The organism is Arthrobacter sp. GQ119, from assembly GCF_059759125.1.
In genome coordinates this window covers 213,721-237,575 of the sequence record NZ_JCAXEA010000002.1, presented here as the reverse complement: position 1 = coordinate 237,575, position 23,855 = coordinate 213,721, and the positions used below count along the sequence as shown (strand labels likewise).

General features: G+C 65.3%; 22 protein-coding genes and 1 pseudogene. 9 read left to right on the top strand and 14 right to left on the bottom strand.

Annotated elements, in window-relative coordinates; genetic code table 11:
* Positions 1 to 240 precede the first annotated feature (240 nt).
* Complete coding sequence (locus AC6CH3_RS03015; protein ID WP_498131044.1) at positions 241 to 1,059, top strand: IclR family transcriptional regulator; 819 nt, start codon at positions 241 to 243, stop codon at positions 1,057 to 1,059.
* Between the two features lie 21 nt (positions 1,060 to 1,080).
* Here the strand turns inward: AC6CH3_RS03015 and AC6CH3_RS03010 are convergent, their stop codons facing one another.
* From AC6CH3_RS03010 to AC6CH3_RS03000, 3 genes are all read right to left on the bottom strand, one after another.
* A complete protein-coding gene (locus AC6CH3_RS03010; RefSeq protein WP_498131043.1) occupies positions 1,081 to 1,209 on the bottom strand; it encodes a winged helix-turn-helix domain-containing protein in 129 nt (42 codons plus the stop codon).
* 56 nt (positions 1,210 to 1,265) lie between these two features.
* A complete protein-coding gene (locus AC6CH3_RS03005) occupies positions 1,266 to 1,694 on the bottom strand; it encodes a riboflavin kinase (protein WP_498131042.1) in 429 nt (142 codons plus the stop codon).
* A 207-nt stretch (positions 1,695 to 1,901) separates the two neighbouring features.
* Entirely contained in the window at positions 1,902 to 3,173 is a 1,272-nt protein-coding gene (locus AC6CH3_RS03000; protein WP_498131041.1) for an MFS transporter, read from the bottom strand.
* 564 nt (positions 3,174 to 3,737) lie between these two features.
* Here AC6CH3_RS03000 and AC6CH3_RS02995 point away from each other — a divergent pair.
* Both AC6CH3_RS02995 and AC6CH3_RS02990 read left to right on the top strand, forming a co-directional pair.
* Positions 3,738 to 4,559, top strand: a complete 822-nt coding sequence (locus AC6CH3_RS02995; RefSeq protein WP_498131040.1) for an IclR family transcriptional regulator — start codon at positions 3,738 to 3,740, stop codon at positions 4,557 to 4,559.
* A 207-nt stretch (positions 4,560 to 4,766) separates the two neighbouring features.
* Positions 4,767 to 5,351, top strand: a complete 585-nt coding sequence (locus AC6CH3_RS02990) for a histidine phosphatase family protein (RefSeq protein ID WP_498131039.1) — start codon at positions 4,767 to 4,769, stop codon at positions 5,349 to 5,351.
* A 101-nt stretch (positions 5,352 to 5,452) separates the two neighbouring features.
* Here AC6CH3_RS02990 and AC6CH3_RS02985 read toward each other — a convergent pair whose 3' ends face one another.
* From AC6CH3_RS02985 to AC6CH3_RS02950, 8 genes are all read right to left on the bottom strand, one after another.
* Complete coding sequence (locus tag AC6CH3_RS02985) at positions 5,453 to 6,442, bottom strand: cyclase family protein (protein ID WP_498131038.1); 990 nt, start codon at positions 6,440 to 6,442, stop codon at positions 5,453 to 5,455.
* On the bottom strand, positions 6,439 to 6,693 hold the full coding sequence (locus AC6CH3_RS02980; protein WP_498131037.1) for a hypothetical protein: 255 nt from the start codon (positions 6,691 to 6,693) through the stop codon (positions 6,439 to 6,441). Before AC6CH3_RS02980 ends, AC6CH3_RS02985 begins: the two co-directional genes overlap by 4 nt.
* A gap of 27 nt (positions 6,694 to 6,720) precedes the next feature.
* Positions 6,721 to 8,058 (bottom strand): TRAP transporter large permease subunit, encoded by a 1,338-nt coding sequence (locus tag AC6CH3_RS02975; RefSeq protein ID WP_498131036.1) that lies wholly within the window; start codon positions 8,056 to 8,058, stop codon positions 6,721 to 6,723.
* A gap of 79 nt (positions 8,059 to 8,137) precedes the next feature.
* Positions 8,138 to 8,926 carry an NAD(P)-dependent oxidoreductase gene (locus AC6CH3_RS02970; protein WP_498131035.1) on the bottom strand — a complete coding sequence of 263 codons (789 nt, stop codon included), beginning with the start codon at positions 8,924 to 8,926 and terminating at the stop codon, positions 8,138 to 8,140.
* 20 nt (positions 8,927 to 8,946) lie between these two features.
* Positions 8,947 to 9,576 (bottom strand): RraA family protein, encoded by a 630-nt coding sequence (locus AC6CH3_RS02965; protein ID WP_498131034.1) that lies wholly within the window; start codon positions 9,574 to 9,576, stop codon positions 8,947 to 8,949.
* Positions 9,577 to 9,613: 37 nt separating this feature from the next.
* Entirely contained in the window at positions 9,614 to 10,615 is a 1,002-nt protein-coding gene (locus tag AC6CH3_RS02960; RefSeq protein WP_498131033.1) for a tripartite tricarboxylate transporter substrate binding protein, read from the bottom strand.
* Between the two features lie 73 nt (positions 10,616 to 10,688).
* The gene (locus AC6CH3_RS02955; protein WP_498131032.1) at positions 10,689 to 12,191 is read right to left on the bottom strand and encodes a tripartite tricarboxylate transporter permease; all 1,503 of its coding nucleotides are present in this window, start codon (positions 12,189 to 12,191) and stop codon (positions 10,689 to 10,691) included.
* A 2-nt stretch (positions 12,192 to 12,193) separates the two neighbouring features.
* Positions 12,194 to 12,697: a tripartite tricarboxylate transporter TctB family protein gene (locus tag AC6CH3_RS02950; protein WP_498131140.1), complete on the bottom strand. Its 504-nt coding sequence runs from the start codon at positions 12,695 to 12,697 to the stop codon at positions 12,194 to 12,196.
* Positions 12,698 to 12,818: 121 nt separating this feature from the next.
* On the opposite strand from AC6CH3_RS02950, the gene AC6CH3_RS02945 reads away from it, so the two are divergent.
* From AC6CH3_RS02945 to AC6CH3_RS02930, 4 genes and pseudogenes are all read left to right on the top strand, one after another.
* Positions 12,819 to 13,619, top strand: a complete 801-nt coding sequence (locus tag AC6CH3_RS02945; RefSeq protein WP_498131031.1) for an IclR family transcriptional regulator — start codon at positions 12,819 to 12,821, stop codon at positions 13,617 to 13,619.
* Between the two features lie 57 nt (positions 13,620 to 13,676).
* Positions 13,677 to 14,801, top strand: coding sequence for an FUSC family protein (locus tag AC6CH3_RS02940; protein WP_498131030.1), 1,125 nt, complete (start codon positions 13,677 to 13,679; stop codon positions 14,799 to 14,801).
* Between the two features lie 41 nt (positions 14,802 to 14,842).
* The gene (radA, locus tag AC6CH3_RS02935; protein WP_498131029.1) at positions 14,843 to 16,216 is read left to right on the top strand and encodes a DNA repair protein RadA; all 1,374 of its coding nucleotides are present in this window, start codon (positions 14,843 to 14,845) and stop codon (positions 16,214 to 16,216) included.
* 185 nt (positions 16,217 to 16,401) lie between these two features.
* Positions 16,402 to 17,848: pseudogene (locus tag AC6CH3_RS02930) on the top strand (HNH endonuclease).
* Between the two features lie 104 nt (positions 17,849 to 17,952).
* Here the strand turns inward: AC6CH3_RS02930 and AC6CH3_RS02925 are convergent.
* Both AC6CH3_RS02925 and AC6CH3_RS02920 read right to left on the bottom strand, forming a co-directional pair.
* Entirely contained in the window at positions 17,953 to 19,188 is a 1,236-nt protein-coding gene (locus AC6CH3_RS02925) for a beta-ketoacyl-[acyl-carrier-protein] synthase family protein (RefSeq protein WP_498131028.1), read from the bottom strand.
* 77 nt (positions 19,189 to 19,265) lie between these two features.
* Entirely contained in the window at positions 19,266 to 20,879 is a 1,614-nt protein-coding gene (locus AC6CH3_RS02920; protein ID WP_498131027.1) for a peptide chain release factor 3, read from the bottom strand.
* A gap of 385 nt (positions 20,880 to 21,264) precedes the next feature.
* Between AC6CH3_RS02920 and disA the strand changes: the two genes are divergently transcribed.
* Complete coding sequence (gene disA, locus AC6CH3_RS02915) at positions 21,265 to 22,341, top strand: DNA integrity scanning diadenylate cyclase DisA (protein ID WP_400577367.1); 1,077 nt, start codon at positions 21,265 to 21,267, stop codon at positions 22,339 to 22,341.
* Between the two features lie 78 nt (positions 22,342 to 22,419).
* Here the strand turns inward: disA and AC6CH3_RS02910 are convergent, their stop codons facing one another.
* Complete coding sequence (locus tag AC6CH3_RS02910; RefSeq protein ID WP_498131026.1) at positions 22,420 to 23,199, bottom strand: hypothetical protein; 780 nt, start codon at positions 23,197 to 23,199, stop codon at positions 22,420 to 22,422.
* Between the two features lie 176 nt (positions 23,200 to 23,375).
* On the opposite strand from AC6CH3_RS02910, the gene AC6CH3_RS02905 reads away from it, so the two are divergent.
* The gene (locus AC6CH3_RS02905; protein ID WP_498131025.1) at positions 23,376 to 23,822 is read left to right on the top strand and encodes a hypothetical protein; all 447 of its coding nucleotides are present in this window, start codon (positions 23,376 to 23,378) and stop codon (positions 23,820 to 23,822) included.
* The last annotated feature ends 33 nt before the right edge of the window (positions 23,823 to 23,855 follow it).

Genomic DNA, 23,855 nt, shown 5'->3' with positions numbered 1-23,855 from the left:
ACGGCTGGATTGATAGATAGCTCAAAAATGAACACTGCGTTCAATTTAGAGTGTTGCGTTGCTCACTGTCAAGACTCGCGCAGAGGGGCCATCGCCCAAAGGAGCGCGGCAGCGAAAGCCCAGGGATTTCTCCGCCACGTTTTGAACGCCCAGTTCGCTAAACCGACAGGGCCTAGGATGGAAGTTGCAATCGAGAGTCATGGCCATGCGGCCCTAACCGAACGCAGAGTGGGAGCGGAAATGGCAACGGGAGAAACCGAGGCACCGGAAGCAACACCAACAGGCGAAGAAGCCGCCACGGCCCAGGAGCCCTTTGACCTCATCAACAAATCCGTAGTCAAGGCCACTGTGCTGCTCAGGGAACTCGGACGCCACCGGGAAGGGATCAACGTCACCGAACTCGCGCAATCGGTAAAGATGTCACGTCCGACAGCCTTCCGCCTCCTCCTCAGCCTGGAGCAGACGGGCTTCGTTGAACGCGAAGACAATCGCTACAAGCTCGGATGGCAGCTGGCGCACCTGGGCAGGCTGGCCGATCCCTATGCCGGCGTTGTGGCCAGGATCCAGCCACTTTTGGACGAGTACGCCGAGAGGCTCAAGGAGACATTCAGCTTTGTCATGGTGCGCGGAGAATGGGACCACGAGGTGATCGCCGAAGCCTCCGGCTCACGCTATCTCAGGTCACATCTGTACCTGGGTGGAAGCTACCCGTTGCACGCCAGCGCCACGGGAAAGCTGATTCTCGCCGAACAGAGCGACGAGAAAATCGCAGCGCAGCTGCCTAAGAAACTGGAACGGTTCACGGGGAAGACCATTACCAGCCGGGACGCACTCCTCAAAGAGGTTCGCCAGGTCCGGGAGCAGGGCTACGCAATCCTCGACGACGAACTGGAAGAAGGGCTCTTCGCAGTTGGCTGCCCTGTCCGAGACCCTTCCGGCGCGCTCATCGGCATTTTGGTGATCAACGGACCAACCCAGCGTCTAAAGTCGGACCAGCTGCCGGCCACCATCGACGAGGTGCGCCAAGGCGCGGACGAGGTCGCCAAGATCCTGGCCTAATCCCACCCGGCTACATCCTGGTCAGCGAGGGGTGGGCGTGATGCTGCCTTGAAGCTGCCTCAGGCAGCGGCGCGCGAGGCTTTTGCTGAGCCCGGTGCGTCGGGCGAGTTCGACAGGGCTCGTTCGCGGCGCGCCGTTACGCTGCTCCATTTCTAGGAAAGTGGCGACCCGCTGGACCGCCCAAACGGGAAGCGGTGCTTGCGCGTTCACACTTGGGCCCCCATCTGAGAGTCACTGAAGGCGGGCGCGACAAGCCAGGGATAATACCGGAGCGCCCACTCACGGGTTCGCGCGACGTCCGAGTGCAACTGTTCGACGAGGCCCTCAACCGTGGAAAACGCCTGCTGGCAGCGCAGATGCTCGAAGAGATGTACACGGAGGCGCCGTCCGTAGAGGTTTATGTTGACGTCCAGAAGGTGTGCTTCAAGCAACCGATGACCGTCCTGGGGGTAGAATGTCCGACGCATTCCGATGGATACGGCAGCAACGACAAAGGCGTCGGAGCCGGTCTCTACGAGGCCCGCCCATACTCCGTCGGCAGCCGGAGACGCGGCAATCGGGATATTGGCGGTGGGGAAACCCAGCGTCCGGCCGCGCCGGTCACCGGGCTCCACAATGCCTTCTACGACATACACCGTTCCTCCTTGAGCAGTCACATTGCGTTCGATTAATGAACGACATGTTCAGCTTATATGGTAGCGGCTCCTATTCAGGGCGGCCTGGAGGATTCGCCGCAAACGACCGGTAGACATAAAGTGCCCGCGACCCTGTCAGACGACGACTGGTGCGCAGTCGTCGTCCAACAGGGCCACGAGCCTTGAGCGGCCTATGCCAGGCCGGCCTTAGTGCGTGTAGCCTGCTGCTGCCTCGGTCAAGGTCTTACCCTTGGTTTCCGGAGCCAGCCACTGGGAAAGTGCGGCGCCGGCGAGGGCGACGGCAGCGGCAATCAGCATGGTGGGACCGGAACCCAGGCTCTCCATCGACATCGGCAGCAGGAAGATGCCGATGCCGGCTCCGACACGACTGACAGCTGCCGCGAAACCCGTTCCGAGCCCTCGAATCTCGGTTGGGAGGACCTCACTGGGGTAGACGCCCGTCAACGAGGTGTACATCGCGTTGAAGAACGAGAAGACCAGGAACAGGATGAGCACAACGACGGCGGGCGCTCCGGCCCAAAGGCCGATGAGTCCAAGGACAACGGCGCACAGCCACTGCGGTGGGACGGTCAGAACGCGGCGGCCTGCCTTGTCGATCAGCAGGAATGCGACGACAACCCCGGCCAGGGCGACGGCGGAGAGTCCGACGCCGCCGGCGAGCCCGCCGGCCAGACCGTATTGATTCAGCACGCTGTCGGCGAAGGTGGCGATCGCGAAGTACGGTGTCACGGCGCAGAACCAGAATCCGGAGATGAACAGGGTGGAGCGCCAGTACTGCTTGGAGAACAGCATCCCGAAGCTGCCTTTGCGGACGTCCTCGTGCTGGACGTCGTCAAGAGCGTCGTCGGGCAGGTATTTGGTTGCGAGGGCGCGGGCCTCATCCTTGCGGCCGACGCTCCACAGCCAGCGCGGCGATTCCGGCATGCCGAGGCGGCCGAGGAACAGGGCAACTGCGATGAAAGTGCTCGTACCCAGGATAAAGTGCCAGCTCAGGTCTGTGTACTCGCTGAGCAGGTGGCCAATCAGGAATGCGAGCATGAAGCCGGCGTACCAGGCGATCTGCATTGAGGCCATCAGACGGCCTCGCAGATGCGTGGGAGCGAATTCGCTCATCAGGGGCCACCCAACCGCATACTCAGCGCCGATCGCAACACCCATCAGCAGCCGCACCACGACCAGCCACACTGGTGAGTCAATGAAAAACTGCATGCCCGACGCAACCGCGAACAGACCAATATCGAACATGAATATTGACTTTCGGCCCCACTTGTCGGCGGCCCAGCCACCAAGGGGTGAGCCGACCAGGATGCCGATGAGTGCGGCGGCAGCGATTAGACCCTGCCACAACACCGTGAGCTGCAGATCCTCAGCCATCGTCCCGGCTACTGGTCCGAGTATGCCTAGAACATAGCCGTCCAGGAACATGCCACCGATCAGGACGATGACCATTCTGATCATGAAGCGTCGCTTGCCTGCAGCTGAGGCAATACCCGGATGAGAAGTTGCGCTACCTATGGCTGACATATTGTCACATCCCCATAGTCGGGTACATGGATTCCGCCTTATTCGCGGCACTGAGAAGTTGGCGCTTGTGCATGATTTGACCTCCCGGTCAGTCAGGGCATTGGGCGTGCAATGAGCGATGGGGCATGTAGTGCAGATCGAAGTCCATCCAGTGCCCCCAGGCGCCGTTGCCCGCCCAATACGACAATGAAGTTGTTCTTTTTGGTTAGGCAGGCGGCCTGATCGTGACGGACCTCACATAGATCTCGGTACCGCGCATCCTGCCACCGTTCCGTTCAAGAAGCGAACATCGTGATCAAAATATGACACTCCCTCACAGGCGGGTGTCAAGGCCAGGCAAGCAAAATGACGCGCCGTCGTCGCCAGATTGACAGTGACGGAAATTACACCTAAATTTGAATGCGACGTTCATTAGCTGAACGTTCCAATAGATGGTCGAGGAGATAGGTGCCACCTGCCGGAGTCATCCCCGCGACCAGCAAGGAAGCGGGAGCGCAAATGGCAGCGGTACAAGATGCAGCACCGGAGGAAGCGTCAGAAGACGGCGAAGCGTCAGCTACACCAGAGCCACTTGACCTGACCAACAAGTCCGTCATCAAGGCCACGGTGCTCCTTAAGGAACTCGGCCGCCACCGCCAAGGCATCACGGTCACCGAACTCGCGCTGGCGGGTGAAATGACGCGACCAACAGCCTTCCGCCTGCTCCTTAGCCTGGAACAGACAGGCTTCGTCGAGCGCGTGGACAACTACTACATGCTTGGGTGGCAGGTGGCCCGTTTAGGAAGGCTGGCCGATCCCTATGCAGGCGCCGTTGCAAGGATTCAGCCCGTCCTGGACGAATTTGCAGCCACGCTCAATGAGACACTCAGCTTCGTTATGGTGCGCGCCGAAGGGGACCACAAGGTGATCGCCGAAGCCTTGGGCTCACGCTACCTGAGCGCATCCCACCAGTATCTTGGTGGAATCTATCCACTCCATGCCAGCGCAACGGGGAAGCTGATTCTCGCTGAGCAGGGCGACGATAGAATCGTAGCTGAACTGCCTGAGAAGCTGGACCCCCACACCCCGTACACGATCACCAGCCGCGACGCACTCATCCGTGAACTGGGCAAAGTCCGGGAGCAGGGCTACGCAATCCTCGACAACGAGCTCGAAGAAGGACTCTTCGCGGTCGGCTGCCCGGTCCGGGATCCCGCCGGCGGACTCATTGGCATTGTGACGATCAACGGGCCCACCCAGCGCCTCAAGTCGGACCAGCTGCCCGAAACGATTGAGGAACTGCGACAAGCCGCAGACGAAATAGCCAAAGCCCTGGCTTAACCGCGGCGGCCGGTCTGACTCCGAACCGCCACTTCCGTCGCATTCGCCGTCAGTACTCCCCGGCTTCGCTTGGCCCGGAGGCTCTGACTGTTGCGGCTGCTGGGACAGCAGGAGCACCCCGAGGTGCGCGCCGCCGTCGAACACTGCCTGGGGCAAAGTGACTCCGGCCGAAGCGGCAGTCTCCGCTGGTGGGGCAGAATGGACTGCATGACCCTTACGACGTTCGCCCTTGTCCGCCACGGCCAGACAGACTGGAATGCGGAACGCCGGCTGCAGGGATCCACCGACATTCCACTCAACGACATCGGCCGCGGCCAAGCACGCGACGCCGTCGCCGCCCTGTCCGGCTATGAGTGGGATGCGATCGTGTCCTCGCCGCTGAGCCGTGCCGCGGAAACCGCGGACCTGATTGCCGCCGGGCTGGGGCTCACAGTGACCCGGCGCGTGCCGGAGCTCGTGGAGCGCAGCTTCGGACCCGCGGAGGGCCTGCAGGCCGGCCCGGAGCTGGACGCCCTGCGCGTCGCGGGTGGTTTCCGCGGCGCGGAAAGCGAGGACGAGGCAGCCTCCCGTGGGTTGGCCGCGCTGGAATCACTGGCCGATGAGTTCCGCGGCCGCCGCGTCCTGGTCGTCGCCCACGGCACGCTACTGCGCGTGGCTCTCAGCCGCGCCACCGGCCGCACGCTGGAAAGCATCGACAACGCCGTACTCAACCTGGCCCACCACCACGCAATTGACGGCTGGGAGCTCGAATACTTCAACGGCGAGCCGGTGCTCGCTGCCGTCCAGGGCTGACCGGAACTGTTCCGGGATTACGTCCAAAGGGATGTCTGGTCCCGCTTCTCCCCGCCGGCGACGGCGCCGGCATCAGCTGTCACTCCTACTTTTCCTTTGTGTCATGTCAGCGCGGTGGCGTTGGCAGGTGACCCGGTACCCCCGGTGAGATTCAGGGGTTTGACGCTGATGAAGGCGTCCCAGTTCCCGGTGGTTTTCATGTGCCGGCTGAGGGGTCCAAGCCGCCACAGTTCGCCCAGGGGCATGCCGAGTTTGGCGAGGAGTTGCTGGTGCATCATGCCGTGGTCGTTCGTGGCGGAGCGAAGGAACGGGCTTTCGGGCACGACGGGCAGGCACTCCAGGGCGAAATTGTCGGCGGCGATGAGTGCCAACTGGTTGTCCCAGGCCCAGGCGACGAAATCCTGTGATTGGGCGATGCCAGTGGCCCGTCGGCTGTCGCGGGTCCGTTGTTTTTCCTCGAGTGTCAGGGCCAGGAACCATTCGCACCAGCCGGTGTGGAGCATGAGGATGTCACCCGGACGGATGCTAAGGGACTGGGCCTCGATGGCTACCTGGATCAGGTCAAGGTTGAGGGGTTCCCCGGCCGCATGGTCTATGGGCACGCCCACACCGTTGCGGTATCCGTCGAGGTCGACCAGCACTCCCCTGCCGACGATGGGCGTTTCTGCCCATTCCTGGATTCCGAGGTCCGGGGTGCCTTCCCTGATCCGGTCGTCCGGCGTGCCGTTGTAGAAGCCGACGTCGTCCGCTCGGCGGTGCCGGAGCCCGTCGATCTGTGTGGATCCCTGAAGGTAGTACCCGTCCAGGTAGTCGTCCCGGTGGGCCGGGTGCGAGGAGTAGATAGTGTGGCGCGGGGCTGTGCGTTTGAGGGACATGCCGGGATCAAAGGCGTCGACGGGGTAGTCGAGGCCAAATACGGTCCCGGTCCTGATGCAGTTCCGGGCCTGAAGTACGGCGTTCTGGCTGATGAAGGACGGTGTCCCGCGGTCCGGTTCGGAGAACAGCCCCCACGAGGTCCCGGCGAGCCGGCCCTCCCGTGACAGCAGGTCCGCGAATGTCGGGTAGCTGCGGACACCCGTGGTGTCTGTCATCGTGTCGTCGCTTCCTGGGGCTGCCCTTGCGTCTGGTGGCGCTTGTAGCTGAGAAGGAAGCCGGCGATCGCGCAAATGGAGGCCGCGATGCACATCGGGGTCTTGATGGCTTCGTTGAAGAATTCAAGCCAGTCGCCCTGGCCGGCGATCAGGGCGAGGGCCTGCCCCGTGATGAACAGCACTCCGCCGAGGAGGAGGGCTGAGAGGGTCAGGACGAAGAGGATTTCCAGGGCTCTTCTGGTCGGGTGCATTGTCGTGGCTCCTCTATCTCGGCAGGACTAGATCGGCAGGATGCCGATGATGATCAGCACACCGATGGCCAGCAAGGGCATGGCGTAGTGGGTGAGTAAGCGGGCGAAGGTCTTGAGCGGGTCAACGTCAGCAATGCCGCAGGCGACATACAGTGGCGCCCCGCCGGGTGGGACCGCTGCTTCGCAGGACGAGAACACCAGTACGGCGACGGCCGCCGTCGTCGCAGGGACGCCGGCAGCGACGAGGGTGGCGACGCCGACGGTTCCCACGGCGGCCATGGTGGCGGTCGCCGACAGCGGGGCGGCGACGGCGATGACGATCAGCCCGATCAGGATGGCCAGCAGCCAGAGGGGCAGGTTCATCTGGCTGAGCAGCGACGTCATCTGCTTGGGCAGGCCGGTGGCCGCGAGGGCGTTGGCCCCGGCGAAGGCGAAGACCACTGTCACCCCAACCACACCGAACCTCGGGGCGGAATTCTGCAGCAGCGACCACCAGGCGCGGCCGCTGCCCGGCAGCTGTTTTCTGCCCAGCAGGACCCCGGTGATGATGAGGACCACCGGGATCCAGACGATGACGCTGACGGACTTTGCGACGTCCCCTCCGGTCCAGTCCGACAGGGCGGCGGCAATGGCGCCGGAGGTGATGATCAGCGGGATTGCCACGACGACGAACAGCAGCAGCGTGGCCCAGCCTCGGCCGAACGCTGCCTTCACCGGCAGCCGGTGCGCGGCATCCAAGGGGGTCATCCCGCTCTTGCGGATCAGCAGCCAGGTGACGATCAGCCGGTGCAGGAAGCACCACAGTCCACCGATGAGCAGCGGCAAGACGAGTTCGTTGATGTCCAACAGCGGGCCGACGGTGGCGGATCCGACGAGGACGAACATCGAGGCACTGAAGGGGAAGGTGATGCCCATGCCCGCGTTTCCGGCAACCAGCGTCGCCGCCGCGGGCTTGTCGAGGCGGGACTTTTCCATCCAGGGAATGGTCACGGAGCCAACGGTTGCGGCGATGGCTGCCTGGTTGTGGACCACTCCTCCGAGTCCGGCGGATGCCACGGTTGAGACCCAGGCGGGCCCGCCTTTGACGCCACCCATCAGGGAGTTGAGCAAGTCGATGAGCCTGTCCAGCACGCCGGTTTTGTCGAGCAGGTAGCCCATGAAGACGAACGCCATGGTGGCGTACACGATTTCGTCGGTCACGGCAGAGTAGAGAGCCGTCCATCCCGTCTGTGCCGCGGCTGCCCCCGTGAAGGGAAGAACCACCAGGAAGCCGAGGATCATGGCCTCCCCGACGCTGCGTTTGAGCAGTGTCGTCCAGAGCAGGATGACGGCCAGATAGGCTCCGAGGGCCCAGATGCCGATCATGTTGCCGCTCCTGACGGGATTTGTGTGGATGAGGGGTTTACCGTGTGGTTCCTCTTCCTGATTCTGCCGGATGACGGGGTCAGCGCAAGGCCGGCGCCGCCTGCGAGGTTTCAGCGGCGATGCGGGTAAGCGCGGCCGCGGAGGCTGTGGTCATCTCGGCAGGCACTCCGAGATCCGACAGGTAGTTCGCTGTGTCCTGCATCTCCTTGGAGCGCCGCAGGGAGTGCTTGGCGGTTCCGGTGAGGAACCTGTCGATGACTGCCTGGCCGTCGCCGGCGAGCTGTCGTGCGATCTGGGCGCGGATCCAGTCCTCCAGGCCTGCAGCCCGGCCGGCGGTGACGGCTTCGACGACGACCGATGCCACGCCTTTCATCAGGACGCTGCGGAGCAGTTTGTGGGCCATGGCGGCCCCGGGTTCCCCGTCGGCGATTTCGACGTCGGCGCCGAGCGGGGACAGTAGATCAGCGACGGCCCGGGCTCCGGGTCCGCTGACCATCAGGGGCGTCCTCACGCCCTGGGTGGGGACGGGGCCGAGGATGGCGACGTCTGCGAAGAGCGCCGGGCTGGGCAGCTGCCCCAGTTCCTGCATGGCGTGCGGCGAGGAGGAGGTGAAGTCCGCGTAGCAGCTGCCGGCCGGGAGGACCGGCAGGCATTCCCGGGCCACGCTTCGCGCGGCGGCCGCTCCGGTGAGGACCAGGACGATGTCCGCGCCGGTGCAGGCTTCGGCTGCGCTTGCGGCCCGGATCACGTCGGCCGGAGTGGATGGTGCGACGGGATCGAATCCCGTCACACTGTGGCCTGCGGCCACGAGGGCGGCCGCATAGGTGGCTCCGGCCTCACCGAGGCCGATGACGGTGCACGCTGTCATTTGTCGTGTGTCTTTCTTGCTTAGTGGCGGTCGGCGACAATGGCCGCCCGGCGGTTGGTTTCGTCGGCGAAGACCGCTTCGGCGGCGTCTGCGACCTGGGCTGCCTGTTCCCTGGGGATGACGACGACGCCGTCGGAGTCGCCGATGATGACGTCGCCTGGGAGGACGGGGACGCCTCCGAAGGAAATGGGGGTGCCCAGTCGGGAGGGGCCGTTCTTGTACGGACCGGCAGGGGTGATGGCGCGGGCAAAGACCGGCATGCCGATCTCGCCGAGGGCCTCGGCGTCGCGGGCTGCCCCGTCCAGGGCGAACCCGGCAAGGCCAAGGTTGATGGCGCGTTCGCCGATGAGTTCACCCAGCAGGGCCCGGGATTCGTCCCCGCCGCCGCAGACGACAATCACGTCACCGGGGCGGGCGAGCTGCAGTGCACGGTGGATTCCCTGGTTGTCCCCGGGCCGGGTCCAGACGGTGAACGCGGGTCCGGCGAGGCGGGCGCCGGACCAGATGGCCTGGATGGCCGAGTCTGCGACTCCGAGCCGGTCCATGGCGTCGCCGATATTGGCGGCGGGCAGCTTGGCGAGGCGGTCGATCACGTTCCGGTCGGGGCGGGGGAAGTCGGCGTCGATGTCTTCAAGGACGGGAGTTGTCATGGTGGGGTTCTTCCGTGGTGGTGTGGCGGGAGGACGGTTAGTCTTTTTTCTGGACCAGCGGGAGGACCTTCTTGAAGTCATCCTCCTGTCCGGCCCAGAACGTCTCGTAGTCCTTGCCGGAGAGGTAGCTGGTCTGTAGGCCGAGGTCGTTCATCTTCTGGACGACGGCCGGGTCCTCGATGGCCTTCTGGAGGGCAGCTTCGAGCTTCTTGGCGACGGCGTCAGGCAGTCCGGCCGGTGCGGAGTAGCCGCGGGCGGTTCCGGCTTCCACGTCATAGCCGGATTCCTTGAAGGTGGGGACGTCCGGCAGCGAGGGTGAGCGTTCGGCCGTCATGATGCCCAGGACGCGCGCCTTGCCCTGTTTGGTCAGGTCGTTCACGTCGCTGACGTTGGCCACGAGGATGTCAACGTGCTTGCCCAGGAACGCGGTGGTGGCCTGGGAGGCGCCTTCGGAGAAGTGCACCGGGGCGAATTCGGCGCCGGTGGTTTCCTGGATCTGGGCCAGGGCGAAGTGTTCGCCGGTCTGCAGGCCGGTGGTGCTGGCGGTCATCGACTTCGGCTGGGCCTTGGCGGCGTCAAGGAGTTCCTTGAGCGACTTGTACGGGCTGTCGGGCTGCACAGCGATCACAGCGGGGTCGATGACCTGCCTGCCCAGGGGCTGGAAGCTGGCGCGGGTGTATTTGGCGCCGCGTGCGGGATCCAGGGGTGAGACGACGACGGATGGGGAGCCGGTCGCGCCAATGGTGTAGCCGTCCGGCTTGGCGCTGGTCAGCTGGGTGTAGCCGATCTGCCCGCCGGCTCCGGGCTTGTTGATGACCTCAACGTTGGTGCCGAGTTCCTTCTCCAGAATGGGCTGGACGAGCCGGGCTGCGGTGTCCACGGCTCCGCCGGAAGAGAACGAAACGATCAGGTCGATCGACTTGCCTTTCCTCGGGAAGTCATCCCCGGCGGTGTTGGCGGCGCCAGCGTTGGCGCCGCAGCCAGTGAGGGCGATGAGGGCTGCCGCGGCGAAGGCTGCTGTGATGCGTGTGCGGGTCAAGGTTCTTCTCCTTTGAAGGGGTGAATTTGAAGGGGTGAATCAGGTCTGGGGACGGATTTTGGTATGGGGTGGTTTAGGTTTCGGGGTCTTCGTCCAGCGCCTTGGGCTTACGGAGCTTGAGCAGCGGACTGAAGATGATCAGGACCCCGATGCCGATCAGCACCATGGAGATGGGGCGGTTAACGAAGATGCCGAAGTCGCCTTGGGAGATTTCGAGGGATTCACGCAGGGACCGTTCCATGAGGGGCCCGAGAACGAGGGTGAGCACCATCGGGGCGAGCGGGATGTTTAGGTGCCTCAGGGCCAGGCCGAGGAGTCCGAAGCCGATCATGACGAACACATCGAAAACGCTGAAGTTGATCGTGTAGGCACCGATGACCATGAAAAGCAGGATCAGGGCCGTCAGGATCGATGCCGGCACGCGGAGGATAGAGGTCCACAGACCGACAAGGGGGACGTTCAGGAGCAGCAGGAGCAGGTTGCCGATGAAGAGGCTGGCGATGATCGCCCAGGCGATTTCGGAGTTCTCGGTGAACAGGGTCGGCCCGGGGGTGAGGCCCTGCTGCAGGAACGCCCCCATGAGCACGGCGATCGTCGGCGAGGCCGGGATGCCGAGCGTGAAGAGCGGAATCAGTGCGGCGTTGGCGTGGGCATTGTTGGCTGTTTCCGGCCCGGCGACACCTTCCACTGCCCCCTTGCCGAGTTCGTTGCGGTGACGGGAGAACTTCTTCTCGGCACCGTACGCAAGCAAGGACGACACTGAGCCGGTCATGCCCGGGATGAGGCCGAGGCCGAAGCCGATGCCTGTGCCGCGGGCCATCGACGGTGCGCTGCGCCGCCATTCCGTCCGTGACGGCAGCAGGGACCGCAGGCCCGGAGCGTGCACGGTGCTGGCGTGGGGGTCTTTGCGGTAGGACAGGATCTCCGAGAGCCCGAAGACACCGACGATGACGGCGACGAAACTGACCCCATCGAGGAGCCTGTCCATGCCGAAGGTGAAGCGGGGGGCGCCCGCCACGGGGTCGATGCCGATCATCGAAATCAGCAGGCCCAGCGCTCCGGAGATGAGGGCTTTGACCATCGACCTGCCCGCCAGGGCAACCAGCAGGGAGATGCCCACGACCATCAGGGCAAAGAACTCCGGCGGGCCGACGAGCAGTCCAAGGTCCCCGAGGGGTTTGGCGGCGGCGACCAGTCCGAGCGTGGCGATAGTTCCGCCGACAAAGGATCCGACGGCGGCGATGGTCAGGGCGGCTCCTGCCCTGCCGATCTTGGTCATGGCGTAACCATCGATGGTGGTGATGGCGGACGCCGCTTCGCCGGGAGTGTTCAGAAGGACGCTGGAGATCGTTCCCCCGTAGGCGGTGCCGTAGAAAATGGCGCACAGCATGATGATTGCCCCGGTCGCATCCAGGTTCATGGTGAGCGGGATGAGCAGGGCAACGCCGGCGACGGGGCCGATGCCGGGCAGCACGCCGATGATGGTGCCCAACAGGCAGCCGAGGAAAGCGAAAATCAGGTTCTGCCAGGTCATGGCGGCAGCGAAGCCGCCGAGCAGTTCGTTGAGTGTATCCACGTCTAGAGTCCGATCAGGTTCAGCGGAAGGAGGGCCGAAACGGGCAGCGAGACGTTCAGGCCGTAGTTGAAGGCGTAGAACGCGCCGACGCTACCGGCGAGGGAGATGATCAGTGATGACACCCAGCTCCTGTGGCCGCGCAGCTTCAGGTGGTACATCAGGAACAGGAACATGCTCAGCTGAAAGCCAAGCAGGTCCATGACCGCGGCAAGGATGGCCAGGCTGGCCACCACGGCGATCACGAGGCCCCGGTCAGCGCCGTGGGCTGATTCACTGGGGCACCGCAACTCCTGGATGAGCCATATGGTCGACATCGAAACCAGTACACCGCCCATGGCGAACGGAAACAGCCCGGGCCCAGGTCCCAGCGACGTCCACAGTCCCAGCTCGGTCGAATTGATCAGCACGTAGGTGCCCACGGCGACGAACGCACCGATACCTACAAGCACAGACGGAGCGACACGGGCGGCGCGCTCGGGCTTAGTCACTAGTGACTCCGTTGTCATCATTTCCTTCTTACGTTCCATGGTTCTTCATTTCATACAATGAAAGAATATTGCGTCTGAAGAAATAGTGACAGGAGACACAGTCGCTGTCAAGCGCAAGAAAGTTACATACAATGAAAGAATGACGCTGACTTCCACGCACTCAGCCGGCTCTGCCGAGGACGGCCCGAAGGCCGCCAACATGCGCTCCCTGTCCAGGGCATTGGAGGTCTTTGCCGAGCTCCAACGCGCGGAACGGCCCCAGCGCCTCAGCGACCTGGCCAGGACCTGCGGCATGAGCCCGCCGACCACGCTGCGAATTCTGCGGGTCCTTCAGGAATTCGGCATGGTCAGCCAGACCGACAAGTCCTACCGGATCGGGCCCGCGGTCCTGCCTGCTGCCCGGAGCTACCTGGAGAACGACCCCCTCGTCGTTGCCGCCCGGCCCATACTTCAACAGGTGGCATCCCAGACAGGTCTCACGGCGTCTCTGTATACGAGGCTTGGGCTTGAAAGAATCCTGGTCGCACGCGTAGACGGCGACTCGCCCCTCCGGTACGACCTGCCGCTGGGTAAGCGGCTCCCCCTCACGGTCGGAGCGGCCGGCAAAATCCTGCTGGCCTCAGCCTCCGGGGAAGAACTGCAGCAGGTTGTGGCCGCCGCCGTCGCAGCCGGCCACGAAAAGCCCACGTTTACGGCCGAGGAGCTTCGCTCACGCCTGCCTGAACCGGACGTCGACTACGCCTATTCCGCGGACGAGCGCGCCACCGGTGTGCTCTCCGTCGCCGTTGCCGTACCCAACAGAGCAGGCCGCCCCAGCGAATCCATCGCCCTGACCAGCCCTGTAGAGACAGCCACCGAAGCCGGCCTCAAGGCCGGCGTTCCGGAACTCCGGCGCGCCGCCGGCAGGCTCTCGGAACTGCTGGAAGGATCTGTCTACTAATCTGCGTGGCGCTGCCTCGCTGGAAATCCGAGACAGCTCCGGCAATAGACTGAAGCCATGGCCCAGACAGGACTCTCCGCAAGCAGACGGTTCCTGCGCGGAAGGATCCGCACAGGCATAGTGCGGAGCCGCAATTCATTGATCCCGGCCATCCAGATGACGGTTTGCGCGGTGGGCGCCTACGCGTTCGCGGAGTACGTCCTGGGGCACTCCGGTCCCCTGTTCGCCGCGACCTCATCCCTGATTGCGCTGGGGTTTTCGCGTGACCCTCGGCTGCGGCGGGTGATCGAAGTGGGGCTCGGCTGCACCATCGGCATTGCCGTGGGTGACCTGCTGCTCCACTGGCTGGGCGCCGGAATCTGGCAGGCCGCCGTCGTGCTTCTGTTTTCCATCCTGCTGGCCCGCTTCCTGGACAGCGGCACCATCTTCACCACTCAGTTGGGGCTGCAGTCACTCCTCGTGGTGCTGCTGCCGGCACCGCCCGGCGGGCCGTTCACCCGCAGCATCGACGCGGTGGTTGGCGGGATATTCGCGTTGCTGGTCACCGTCCTGATGCCCAAGGATCCGCGGCGTGAACCGCGCAAGGACGTCCGCAAGCTGCTGCACGAGCTGGCCGAAGTGCTCCGGGAATGTTCCTCGGCACTGATTGAAAGCGATTCCACCCAGGCATGGCATGCTTTGGTGCGCGGCCGGAACTGCCAGCCGCTCGTGGACGGCATGCGGCAGTCCCTCCGGGCATCGGGGGAGGTGGCGACCCTGGCGCCGGCCTACCGCAGGCACCGGGACGAACTGGACCGGCTTGAGCAATCACTGGACTTCATCGACCTCGCGCTGCGCAACAGCCGTGTCTTCGCACGCCGGCTGACCAGCGCCATCAACCACGCCGCCCTGTCCGACGAAGCCATCGGAAACATTGCCGAGGTCCTGCAGGAGACGGCTGCCGCCATCGATGAGCTCTCGCTCGGGCTCGCGGAAGTCAACGACGGCGTCCGCCGCACCCACCTGCGGACGGCCCGGGCGGACCTGAGCGCCATCGCCAGCCGGCTGCATCCGCGGAAGCTGCAGGTGGAGCGCCTTGAGGGCGAGACCGTTGTCATGCTTTTCCGGCCGCTGATGGTGGACCTGCTCGAAGCCACCGGCGTCGATTCCCGCGAGGCCCGCGACATCCTTCCGCCGCTGTAGCCCCGAACTGGAATGTCATACCCGCCGGATAGTGTGGAGCAATGGCTACAAAGACTTCCCGGGCCACCAAGGCGCCGGGCTATAAGTGCGCGGAATGCGGCTGGACCACGGTCAAATGGGTGGGGCGCTGCGGTGAGTGCCAGGCCTGGGGCACCGTTGAGGAAACCGGCACCGCAGTAGCGCGCACGACGGCGGCCACCTCAGTTCTGGAACCGGCCCGCCCCATCGCCGAGGTGGACGCCACCACGGCGGCTTTCCTTCCCACGGGTGTGGACGAACTGGACCGCGTTCTGGGCGGCGGAGTGGTGCCCGGCGCCGTCATCCTGCTGGCCGGGGAACCCGGCGTCGGCAAGTCCACCCTGCTGCTGGACGTCGCCGCCAAATTCGCCCGCACAGGCCAAAGCGTCCTGTACGTCACCGGCGAGGAATCCGCGGCCCAGGTAAAGCTGCGCGCCGAACGGATCGACGCCATCGCGGACACCCTCTACCTGTCTGCCGAGACCGACCTCGGCCAGGCCCTGGGCCAGGTGGAGAAGGTGGAACCGAAGCTGCTTGTGGTCGACTCCGTGCAGACGCTGAGCAGCGCCGACGTCGAGGGAAGTTCCGGCGGCGTCTCCCAGGTCCGCGAAGTGGCGGCCTCGATCATTGCTGCCGCCAAACGCCGCAACATGACCACCCTGCTGGTGGGTCACGTGACAAAGGACGGCTCCATTGCCGGCCCGCGCCTGCTGGAGCACCTCGTAGACGTCGTGTGCCAGTTCGAAGGTGAGCGCCATTCACGGCTCCGGCTCCTCCGGGCGGTCAAGAACCGCTACGGGCCCACGGACGATGTGGGCTGCTTCGACCTCAACGAGGACGGCATCCTGGGCCTGGCCGATCCGAGCGGGCTCTTCGTCACCCGCACCAAGGATCCCGTGTCCGGCACCTGCATCACCGTCACCATGGAGGGCCGCCGGCCGCTGCTCGCCGAGGTGCAGTCGCTGCTGGCGGAGAGTCCCAATTCGCAGCCCCGGCGGGCAACAAGCGGCCTGGACAGCTCCCGCGTGGCCATGCTGCTGGCAGTGCTGCAGCAGCGCGCCGGCTGCCTGCTGCACAAGGACGATTCCTACGTGGCGACCGTGGGCGGCGTGAAGCTCAGCGAGCCCGCCACGGATCTTGCCGTTGCCCTCGCGGTAGCGTCCGCCAAGGCCAAGAAGCCGCTGCCGCAGCGGCTGATCGCCTTCGGCGAAGTGGGGCTGGCCGGCGAGGTGCGGCCGGTTCCGGGCATCAACCAGCGCATCCAGGAAGCACACCGGCTGGGCTTCACGCACGCCGTGGTCCCGGCCAGCCACAACGGCCCTGGGCCCATTCCCTCGGGTTTCTCGGTGCGGGAGGTCGGCCACCTTGCCGAGGCTCTGAGCCTCTTGATCAGTTAAGGGCCTGCTGATGAGGGAGCGCACTTAAATGTCGGTACCCGGTGGCAGACTCTGGCTATGGATGGCATTCAGGAATCCCGGCTGAAGCTGCAGAGGCGCCACATGGCGCTGCCGGTGCCGCTCTCCCAGATGACACCGCTGTCCCCGGCGCGTTGGTCGATAGTGCCGCCGCCTCCTGCACCTCCGTGGAAGACCTTATCGCCGCAGCCGGGTCGCTGCGGCTGGCCGCCGACGGTGCCGGGCTGATCGACCAGCTGCGCGGGCTGGAGGAGCTGAAGTCTGCGGTCGCGGGAGTGCAGGCGAGGATCGCTGTGGCTTTCGATGCCGCCCAGCGCCGCGTCCAGGCCGACCTTGGGGCGCCCGCAGCCGAGCAGGGCCAGGACGTCGCCGCGCAAATCGCCCTCGCCCGGCACGAATCCCCGGCCCGCGGCTCCCGGCTGCTCGGCCTGGCCAAAGCCCTACTGACCGAGATGCCGCACACCCTGGCCGCCTTGGAGACTGGGCCGGCTGAATGAATGGCGCGCCACCCTGCTGGTGAAAGAAACGGCCTGCCTGTCCGCGGCGGATCGGTGCGCCGTCGACGACGAGCTCGCCGCCGACACCGGAACCTTCGACGGTTCAGGCGATAGGGCGATCGTTGCCGCGGCCAGGGCTGCCGCGTACCGCAGGGATCCGCGCTCCGTGACCCAGCGGGCCAGCCACGCAGGGACCGAGCGGTGTGTCAGCCTGCGACCGGCCCCGGACGCCATGACCTACCTGACCGCGCTGCTGCCCGTCGCCCAGGGCGTCGCCGTCTACGCGGCGCTCAGCCGGCAGGCCGATACACTGTGCTCGGACGGGGATGAACGTTCCCGTGGCCAGATCATGGCCGACGCCCTGGTCGAATGGACCACCGGCGCCCCGGGTGGGATCAGCGGGGTCGAGATCCAGCTCGTCATGACCGACCGCACCCTCTTCCGGGCCGACAGCGAACCGGCCCGCCTCACCGGCTACGGCACCGTCCCGGCAGGCTGGGCCCGCACCCTGATCCAGACAAGTGAGGCTACCGGCGGTCAGGAACCCAACGATGGCGGGAGCACCACGGGCCAGGAACCCGACCCGGGCGGGGCCACCAGCCGCCAGGCACTCAAGGTGTGGCTCCGCCGGCTCTACACCGCCCCCGGGACCGGTGAGCTGGTAGCGATGGACTCCCGCGCACGGCTCTTCCCGGCAGGATTGCGCCGGTTCATCCAGGCCCGCGATGACACCTGCCGCACCCCGTACTGCGACGCCCCGATCCGCCACCACGACCACATCATCCCCTGGCACGGCGGCGGGACCACCACCCTGGCCAACGGCGCCGGTCTGTGCGAAGCCTGCAACCACACCAAAGAAAAACCCGGGTGGAAAGCCATCCCACGGCCCGGCCCACGGCACACCTTCAAACTCCAGACACCCACCGGCCACACCTACCACTCCACTGCACCCCCGCTCCCCGGAACCAGCGCCGGAACCAGCACCGGCGCCAGCATTACCGAGCCGTCAGGTCCGTCCGACCAAAATGGCGCGGCGCAAGCAGGGAGATTGCAGCGGCCCTATCGCCGCCGCAGAGTTCGGCCGCGGGCGAAGCCGGCGTTACTGATGACCAGCTGACTTCACCCAGGGACGCGCATCCTGACCAAGCGCGGGCGTCTGATGGCGAGCGCGGCCGTCTGATGACACCGCGCGCGTATGATCACACCGCACGGATACGGGCTTTAGGCGCGGGTTACCGCCAACGCCACGCTGTGCCCGCCGAAACCGAAGGCGTTGACGAGTCCCGCCGTCGCAGTGCTGCCGTGCACGGTTTCGGTGAGGACGTTGAGGTCCACCTCGGGGTCCAGACTGCCGATGTTGTACGTTCCGGGCAGGTCGCCGGTCCTGAGGGCCTGGAGCGCGGCGATGGCGCCAAGCGCACCGGCGCCGCCGAGAAGGTGACCGGTGAGTGACTTGGTGGACGTCACGGGCACCCCGTCTCCGGTCACGGCTCTGATGGCCTGCGCCTCGAGGCGGTCGCCCACCGGCGTGGAGGTGGCGTGGGCATGAACGAAGCCGATGTCCGTGCCGTTGAGGCCGGCGGAGGCGAGCGCTTTCTCCATGACGCGGCGCTGCATGTCCGGGTCTGCCGCCACGATGTCACTGGCATCCGAGGTCACCGCAGCCCCCGCCACCGCACCGAGGATCCCGGCCCCGCGGGCCCTCGCGTGCTCCTCGCTCTCGAGCACCAGGATTGCGGCGCCTTCCGCAAGAACGAAACCGTCGCGCTCCCGGTCGAAGGGACGCGACGCTCCCTGCGGATCGTCGTTGCGCGTGGAAAGGGCACGGATCTGCGCGAAGCCGCTGATGATGAGGTCATTGATGCACGCGTCCACGCCGCCGGCAATAACGACGTCGGCCGCTCCGGACCGGATCATCTCGGCACCCTGCGCAATCGCTTCGGCGCCGGACGCGCAGGCGCTGACCGGCGTGCGCGCGCCGCCGCGGGCACCAAGGTCGATGGAGACCCACGCGGACGGGCCGTTGACCATGAGGCGCGTCAGAGTATGCGGCGAGACCTTCCGCGGGCCATTGCTGTCCAGCTCCCGGGTCTGGGCGAGGGTGGTGTCCAGTCCCCCGTAGCCGGAGCCGATAACCACGGCGAGCCGTTCGGGGTCGACGTCGGGCGTTCCGGCCTGCGCCCAGGCCTCCCGGGCGGCGACGAGCGCGAGCTGCCCGCAGCGGTCCATCCGCTTGAACTCGCGGGTGCTCAGAAGCGCACCCAGGTCAGCCGTGACCCGGCCTGCGATCCGTACCGGAAGCCGCTGCGCCCAGTCCTCGTCGAGCACCCCGATGCCGGACGTCCCGGCCAGCATCGCTGTCCAGGTTTCGCCCACTGTGGACCCGAGCGGGTTGAGCGTGCCCATGCCGGTAACCACGGCCTTGGGAGAAACGGCCCTGGGAGAACCTGCAGACATGACACACACCTTGCTTCCTGGAACTGGAACTGAGTCCCGTGGGTATTCGGATCGGAACCGCTTGCTGACTGCCGCCGCTATTTAGCGGGATTGTGCGTTCCGATCGGCACAAGCGTGAGGTCAGGATGGTTCTTCTCAATGCGGCGCAGCGCCCACACGTCGTTGAACAGGGCGAGATACTCGCCGTCGGACCGCAGCAGCACCTCAGCGCCGATCACATTGGCCAGGGCCGGCATGGCATCCGCCGTCGAAATCCGTGCCATGGAGTACGGCAGGCGCTCGAGGCGCATCGGTGCGCTGAAGTCGTGCGCCATGCGGTCCTCCACCACCTCAAACTGCATGGGGCCGACGGCGGCAAGCACCGGCGCCTGGTCGCCGCGGACGTCGGAGCGCAGCACCTGGATGACGCCCTCGTGCTCGAGCTGCTCGATGCCGCGGCGGAACTGCTTGAAGCGGCTGGGGTCCTTCGAACGGGCCACCTGGAAATGCTCGGGCGCGAACAGCGGGATGGCCGGGAACTCGACCGGCTCCTCAAGGAAGAGGCTGTCCCCCACGCGCAGCGACGAGGCATTCACCAGGCCCACCACGTCGCCCGGGAAGGCCTCATCAATGACCTCGCGTTCGCGGCCGAACACCTGCTGGGCGTACTTCGTGGCAAAGGACTTGCCCGTGCGGGTCTGGGTGACCACCATGCCGCGTTCGAACACACCGGAACAGACGCGGATGAAGGCCACGTGGTCCCGGTGCGCCTTGTTCATGCCCGCCTGGACCTTGAAAACGAACCCTGCGAAGGGCGACTCCACCGCACGCGGCTGGCCGTCCACGTCCGGACGCGGCGCAGCGGGCGGGGCGAAATCGACGAGGGCGTCCAGGATCTCCTTGACGCCGAAGTTCAGCGCTGCGGAGCTGAACAGGATGGGCGTGGCCTTGCCGGCGTGAAAGCTCTCCACGTTGAATTCAAGGTTGGATTCGATGACGAGTCCGGCTTCGTCGACGGCGTCTGTCCAGTTGCTGCCCTGGCTCTCCGCCGCTTCCTCCGGAGTGAAGTACTCGGTCAGTGCGATGCTGGCACCGGCGTTGTTGCGCTGGAATCGTGCAAACCGGTCATTCCGCAGGTCCCACACCCCGCGGAAGTCGCCGGAGATGCCCACGGCCCAGGTCAGCGGCATGGGCTGCAGGCCCGTGCGTTCGGTGATTTCGTCCATCAGCGCCAGCGCATCCAGGCCCGGGCGGTCCCACTTGTTGATGACCGTGATGATTGGCAGGTTCCGCTGCTTGCAGACCTCGAAGAGCTTCATGGTCTGGGTTTCCAGGCCCTTGGCGGCGTCCACGAGCATGACGGCGCAGTCGACAGCAGCCAGCACGCGGTAGGTGTCCTCGGAGAAGTCGGCGTGGCCCGGAGTGTCCAGCAGGTTGATCACAGTGTCGCGGTAGGAGAACTGGAGCGCGGCGGAGCTGATGGAGATGCCGCGGTCCTTCTCCATCTGCATCCAGTCCGAGACCGTCTCTTTCCGGTTGGACTTGCCGCTGGACGCGCCGGCGGTGCCGATCACCTTGGCATGCAGGGCCAGGGCCTCAGTCAGGGTGGACTTGCCGGCGTCAGGGTGGGAGATGACAGCGAACGTCCGGCGCCGGGACGCCTGCTTGTGAATCTCGTGGACCCGGGCGGGGCTGAGGACTTCTTGGGACACGGTGCTACTTTCGCTGGGATCCGCGGAGGACCCTGGGTGTGGAAATGGAAAACTTTTGAACCGGATTCCTGGAAACAGTGCTCTGGAGTCTGGAAGGCGGGCGGCAGCTGGGCGCGCAAGCCAAGGGTTCAAGTTTATCGCAGGGGCGGAAGCCGGACGGAAGGCGGACGAAAATGGGGACTTGCCGGCCGCCGTCGGACGCGTTCCCGAAGCCCTTCCCGCAGGTCTCAAACAGGCCACTTTGAGGCTTGTTCCTGCGGTTGTTGGGGTAATCTACGTCTAGGATGGTGCCTGCGGGAAACCGAGTACTTTTTGATCCTGCCGGCGGACTCCTGAAAACCGGCATACCTGCAGGCCCCACCTGCACCTTTGAAGGGAATGTCTAATGCCTCGCAGCCCTGAAGAATCGCTGAAAGCGACTTTGGGGAGGGTGGCCCCGGGAACCGCCCTGCGGGACGGGCTGGAACGCATTCTCCGCGGCCGCACCGGCGCACTCATCGTCCTGGGCTCGGACCGGACCATCGACTCGATCTGTTCGGGCGGCTTCGACATCGGCATCGACTTCTCCCCCACGAGGCTGCGCGAGCTGGCCAAAATGGACGGTGCCATCATCTGCGACAAGGACGCCGGCAACATCCTCCGCGCCGCCGTTCAGCTGGTCCCGGACCCGAGCATCGAAACCCAGGAATCCGGCACCCGGCACCGGACCGCGGAGCGGGTGGCCATCCAGACCGGCGTCCCGGTGATCTCCGTGAGCCAGTCCATGCAGATCATCGCGCTCTACGTGAACGGGCTGCGGCACGTGCTCGAAGGCTCGGAGAAGGTGCTGGCCCGCGCCAACCAGGCCCTCGCAACGCTGGAACGCTACCGCTCCCGGCTGGACCAGGTCACCAGCTCGCTGTCGGCCCTGGAAATCGAGGCCATGGTCACCGTCAGGGATGTGGCTGTCACCCTGCAGCGGCAGGAGATGGTGCGCCGTATTTCCGAAGAAATCTCCCAGTACGTGCTGGAGCTCGGCGAGGACGGCCGGCTCCTGTCCCTGCAACTGGACGAGCTCACGGTGGGCCGGGGCCCCGGCAGCGACATCATCATCCGCGACTATGCCGGGCCCAACGCCTCTCCCGAGGACATCGACGGCGCCGTCAACGCGCTCCTCAGCCTTGGCCCCACCGAACTGATCGACCTCAGCAAGATCGCCGGAATCATCGGCTTCGCAGGCGGCGTGGAAACGCTGGACGCCGTGGTGCAGCCGCGTGGCTACCGCCTGCTGTCCGGGCTCAAGGCTGTGCCCAAGGCTGTAGCGGACCGGCTTGTGGACCACTTCGGAGGGCTGCAGCACCTGATGGCCGCCACCATCGACGATCTCATGACCGTTGACGGCATCGGCGACCAGCGCGCCCGCACAGTCCGCGAAGGCCTCAGCCGGATGGCCGAGGCCAGCCTGCTGGACCGCTTCCTCTAGTCTTCCCATCGATTGCTCCGTAACTGCCCTTTTGGGCCGCCATAAGGGCAGTTACGGAGCAATCGATTGTGGGTGGCGTCAGCTCAGCTGGAAGACGGCCGGCGGGCTCACTTTGGGGCCGAGTTTGGCGATGAACACGTAGTAACCCGCGCCCACCCCGTCCGGGATCTCCTCGCAGCCCTGCACAGATCGGTTGCGCGGCCAGGGAAAGTTGGCCGTTTCGCTCTTGCCGGGGGCGATCGTCCTGACGAGGTCGTCGCTCTCGGCCTGGCAGTCCTTCGACGAGAAGACCCGGTCCGAACCGCTCGTCACCAGGAACTCCATCTGCGAGGTTCCGATGTTCACCTTGCACGGGAGCTTCCCGCCGTTGGCCACTTTGAGCGTGAGCACCGGCTTCTCATCCGGACCGTACGCGGCTTTGTTCGTGCCCGCCGTGACGGTCACGAGTTTCTGGTCGCACGTGGGTGAGGCCGACGCCGTGGCGGAGGGAGTCGCCGAGGGCGAAGGCTGGCCGCTGGGGTTGGCTGAGCCGCCCGTTCCGGTGGAGGAAGCCTGCTCGCTTGAGGGGTTCAGCGCGCCGGATACCGTGGCAATGCCGCCGGCCGTCAGGCCCACAACCAGCAGCAGCGCTCCCCCGGCAAACTGCCGACGGCGGCGGTAGACGGCGGCGCTCGGCCTGCGGACGGCACCGTGCTGGCCTGAGCTGGGCTGGCCTGCGCGGGGCTGGCCTGCACCGTTGGATGCGTTCCTGCCGGCCGGCTTCTTACCTGGCTGTGCCTTGCCTGAAGGCGGTTTACCAGACTGCGTCTTACCTGAAGGCGGTTTTCCTGACGGTGTTTTCACTGCTTCGTTCCCCATTGTGTTTGCGTTGTTCCTAGGCTAGGGAATGGCTTGTGTTCCCCTGCACCACCACGCCGACCATGGATTAACCATGTCCAATTCGTTGCCCAATTTTCAGTGACAACTATCAGCTTGGCTTACTAAAATTGAATCCCGGTTACCACTTATCGGGGTCGAGTAGGAGAGGACCACTGATGGTAGATCATGTGTCTGGCGGTCACCTTGAACGCGTCGTACTGCCCCTGACGTTTGGAAAGCATCAGAGCCAGGGAGCGGAGTTCACTGTGCTGGCAGTGGAAATCTGGAATACCGGCATCGTGGTGAACCTGCATTTGGCGTCAACCAACGGAACCGAACCGCAAACCCCGGACATCGTCGTCCAGGACCATTTCGGTACCGAGTACAAGCTGGACGAGGTCGCCACGGTAGCGTCCCGGCAACTGCAGTTCTTCTCGCCGTCCATCCCCGAGGGAACGCGGAGCCTGACCATCCGGTCTGTGGATCCGGACGGGGCCAGCTTCGTGGTTACCCTCGCCGTACCGCCTGCGAACGGCCGCGGCGGCGAAACCGTCCACGGACATGTCAAGCGCCTCCGCCCGAGGGTGGAAACCACCCCGGACCTGCAACAAGAGGCCAGCTGACCGCAGCGGCCGGACTTCACCGGCCGGGATTTC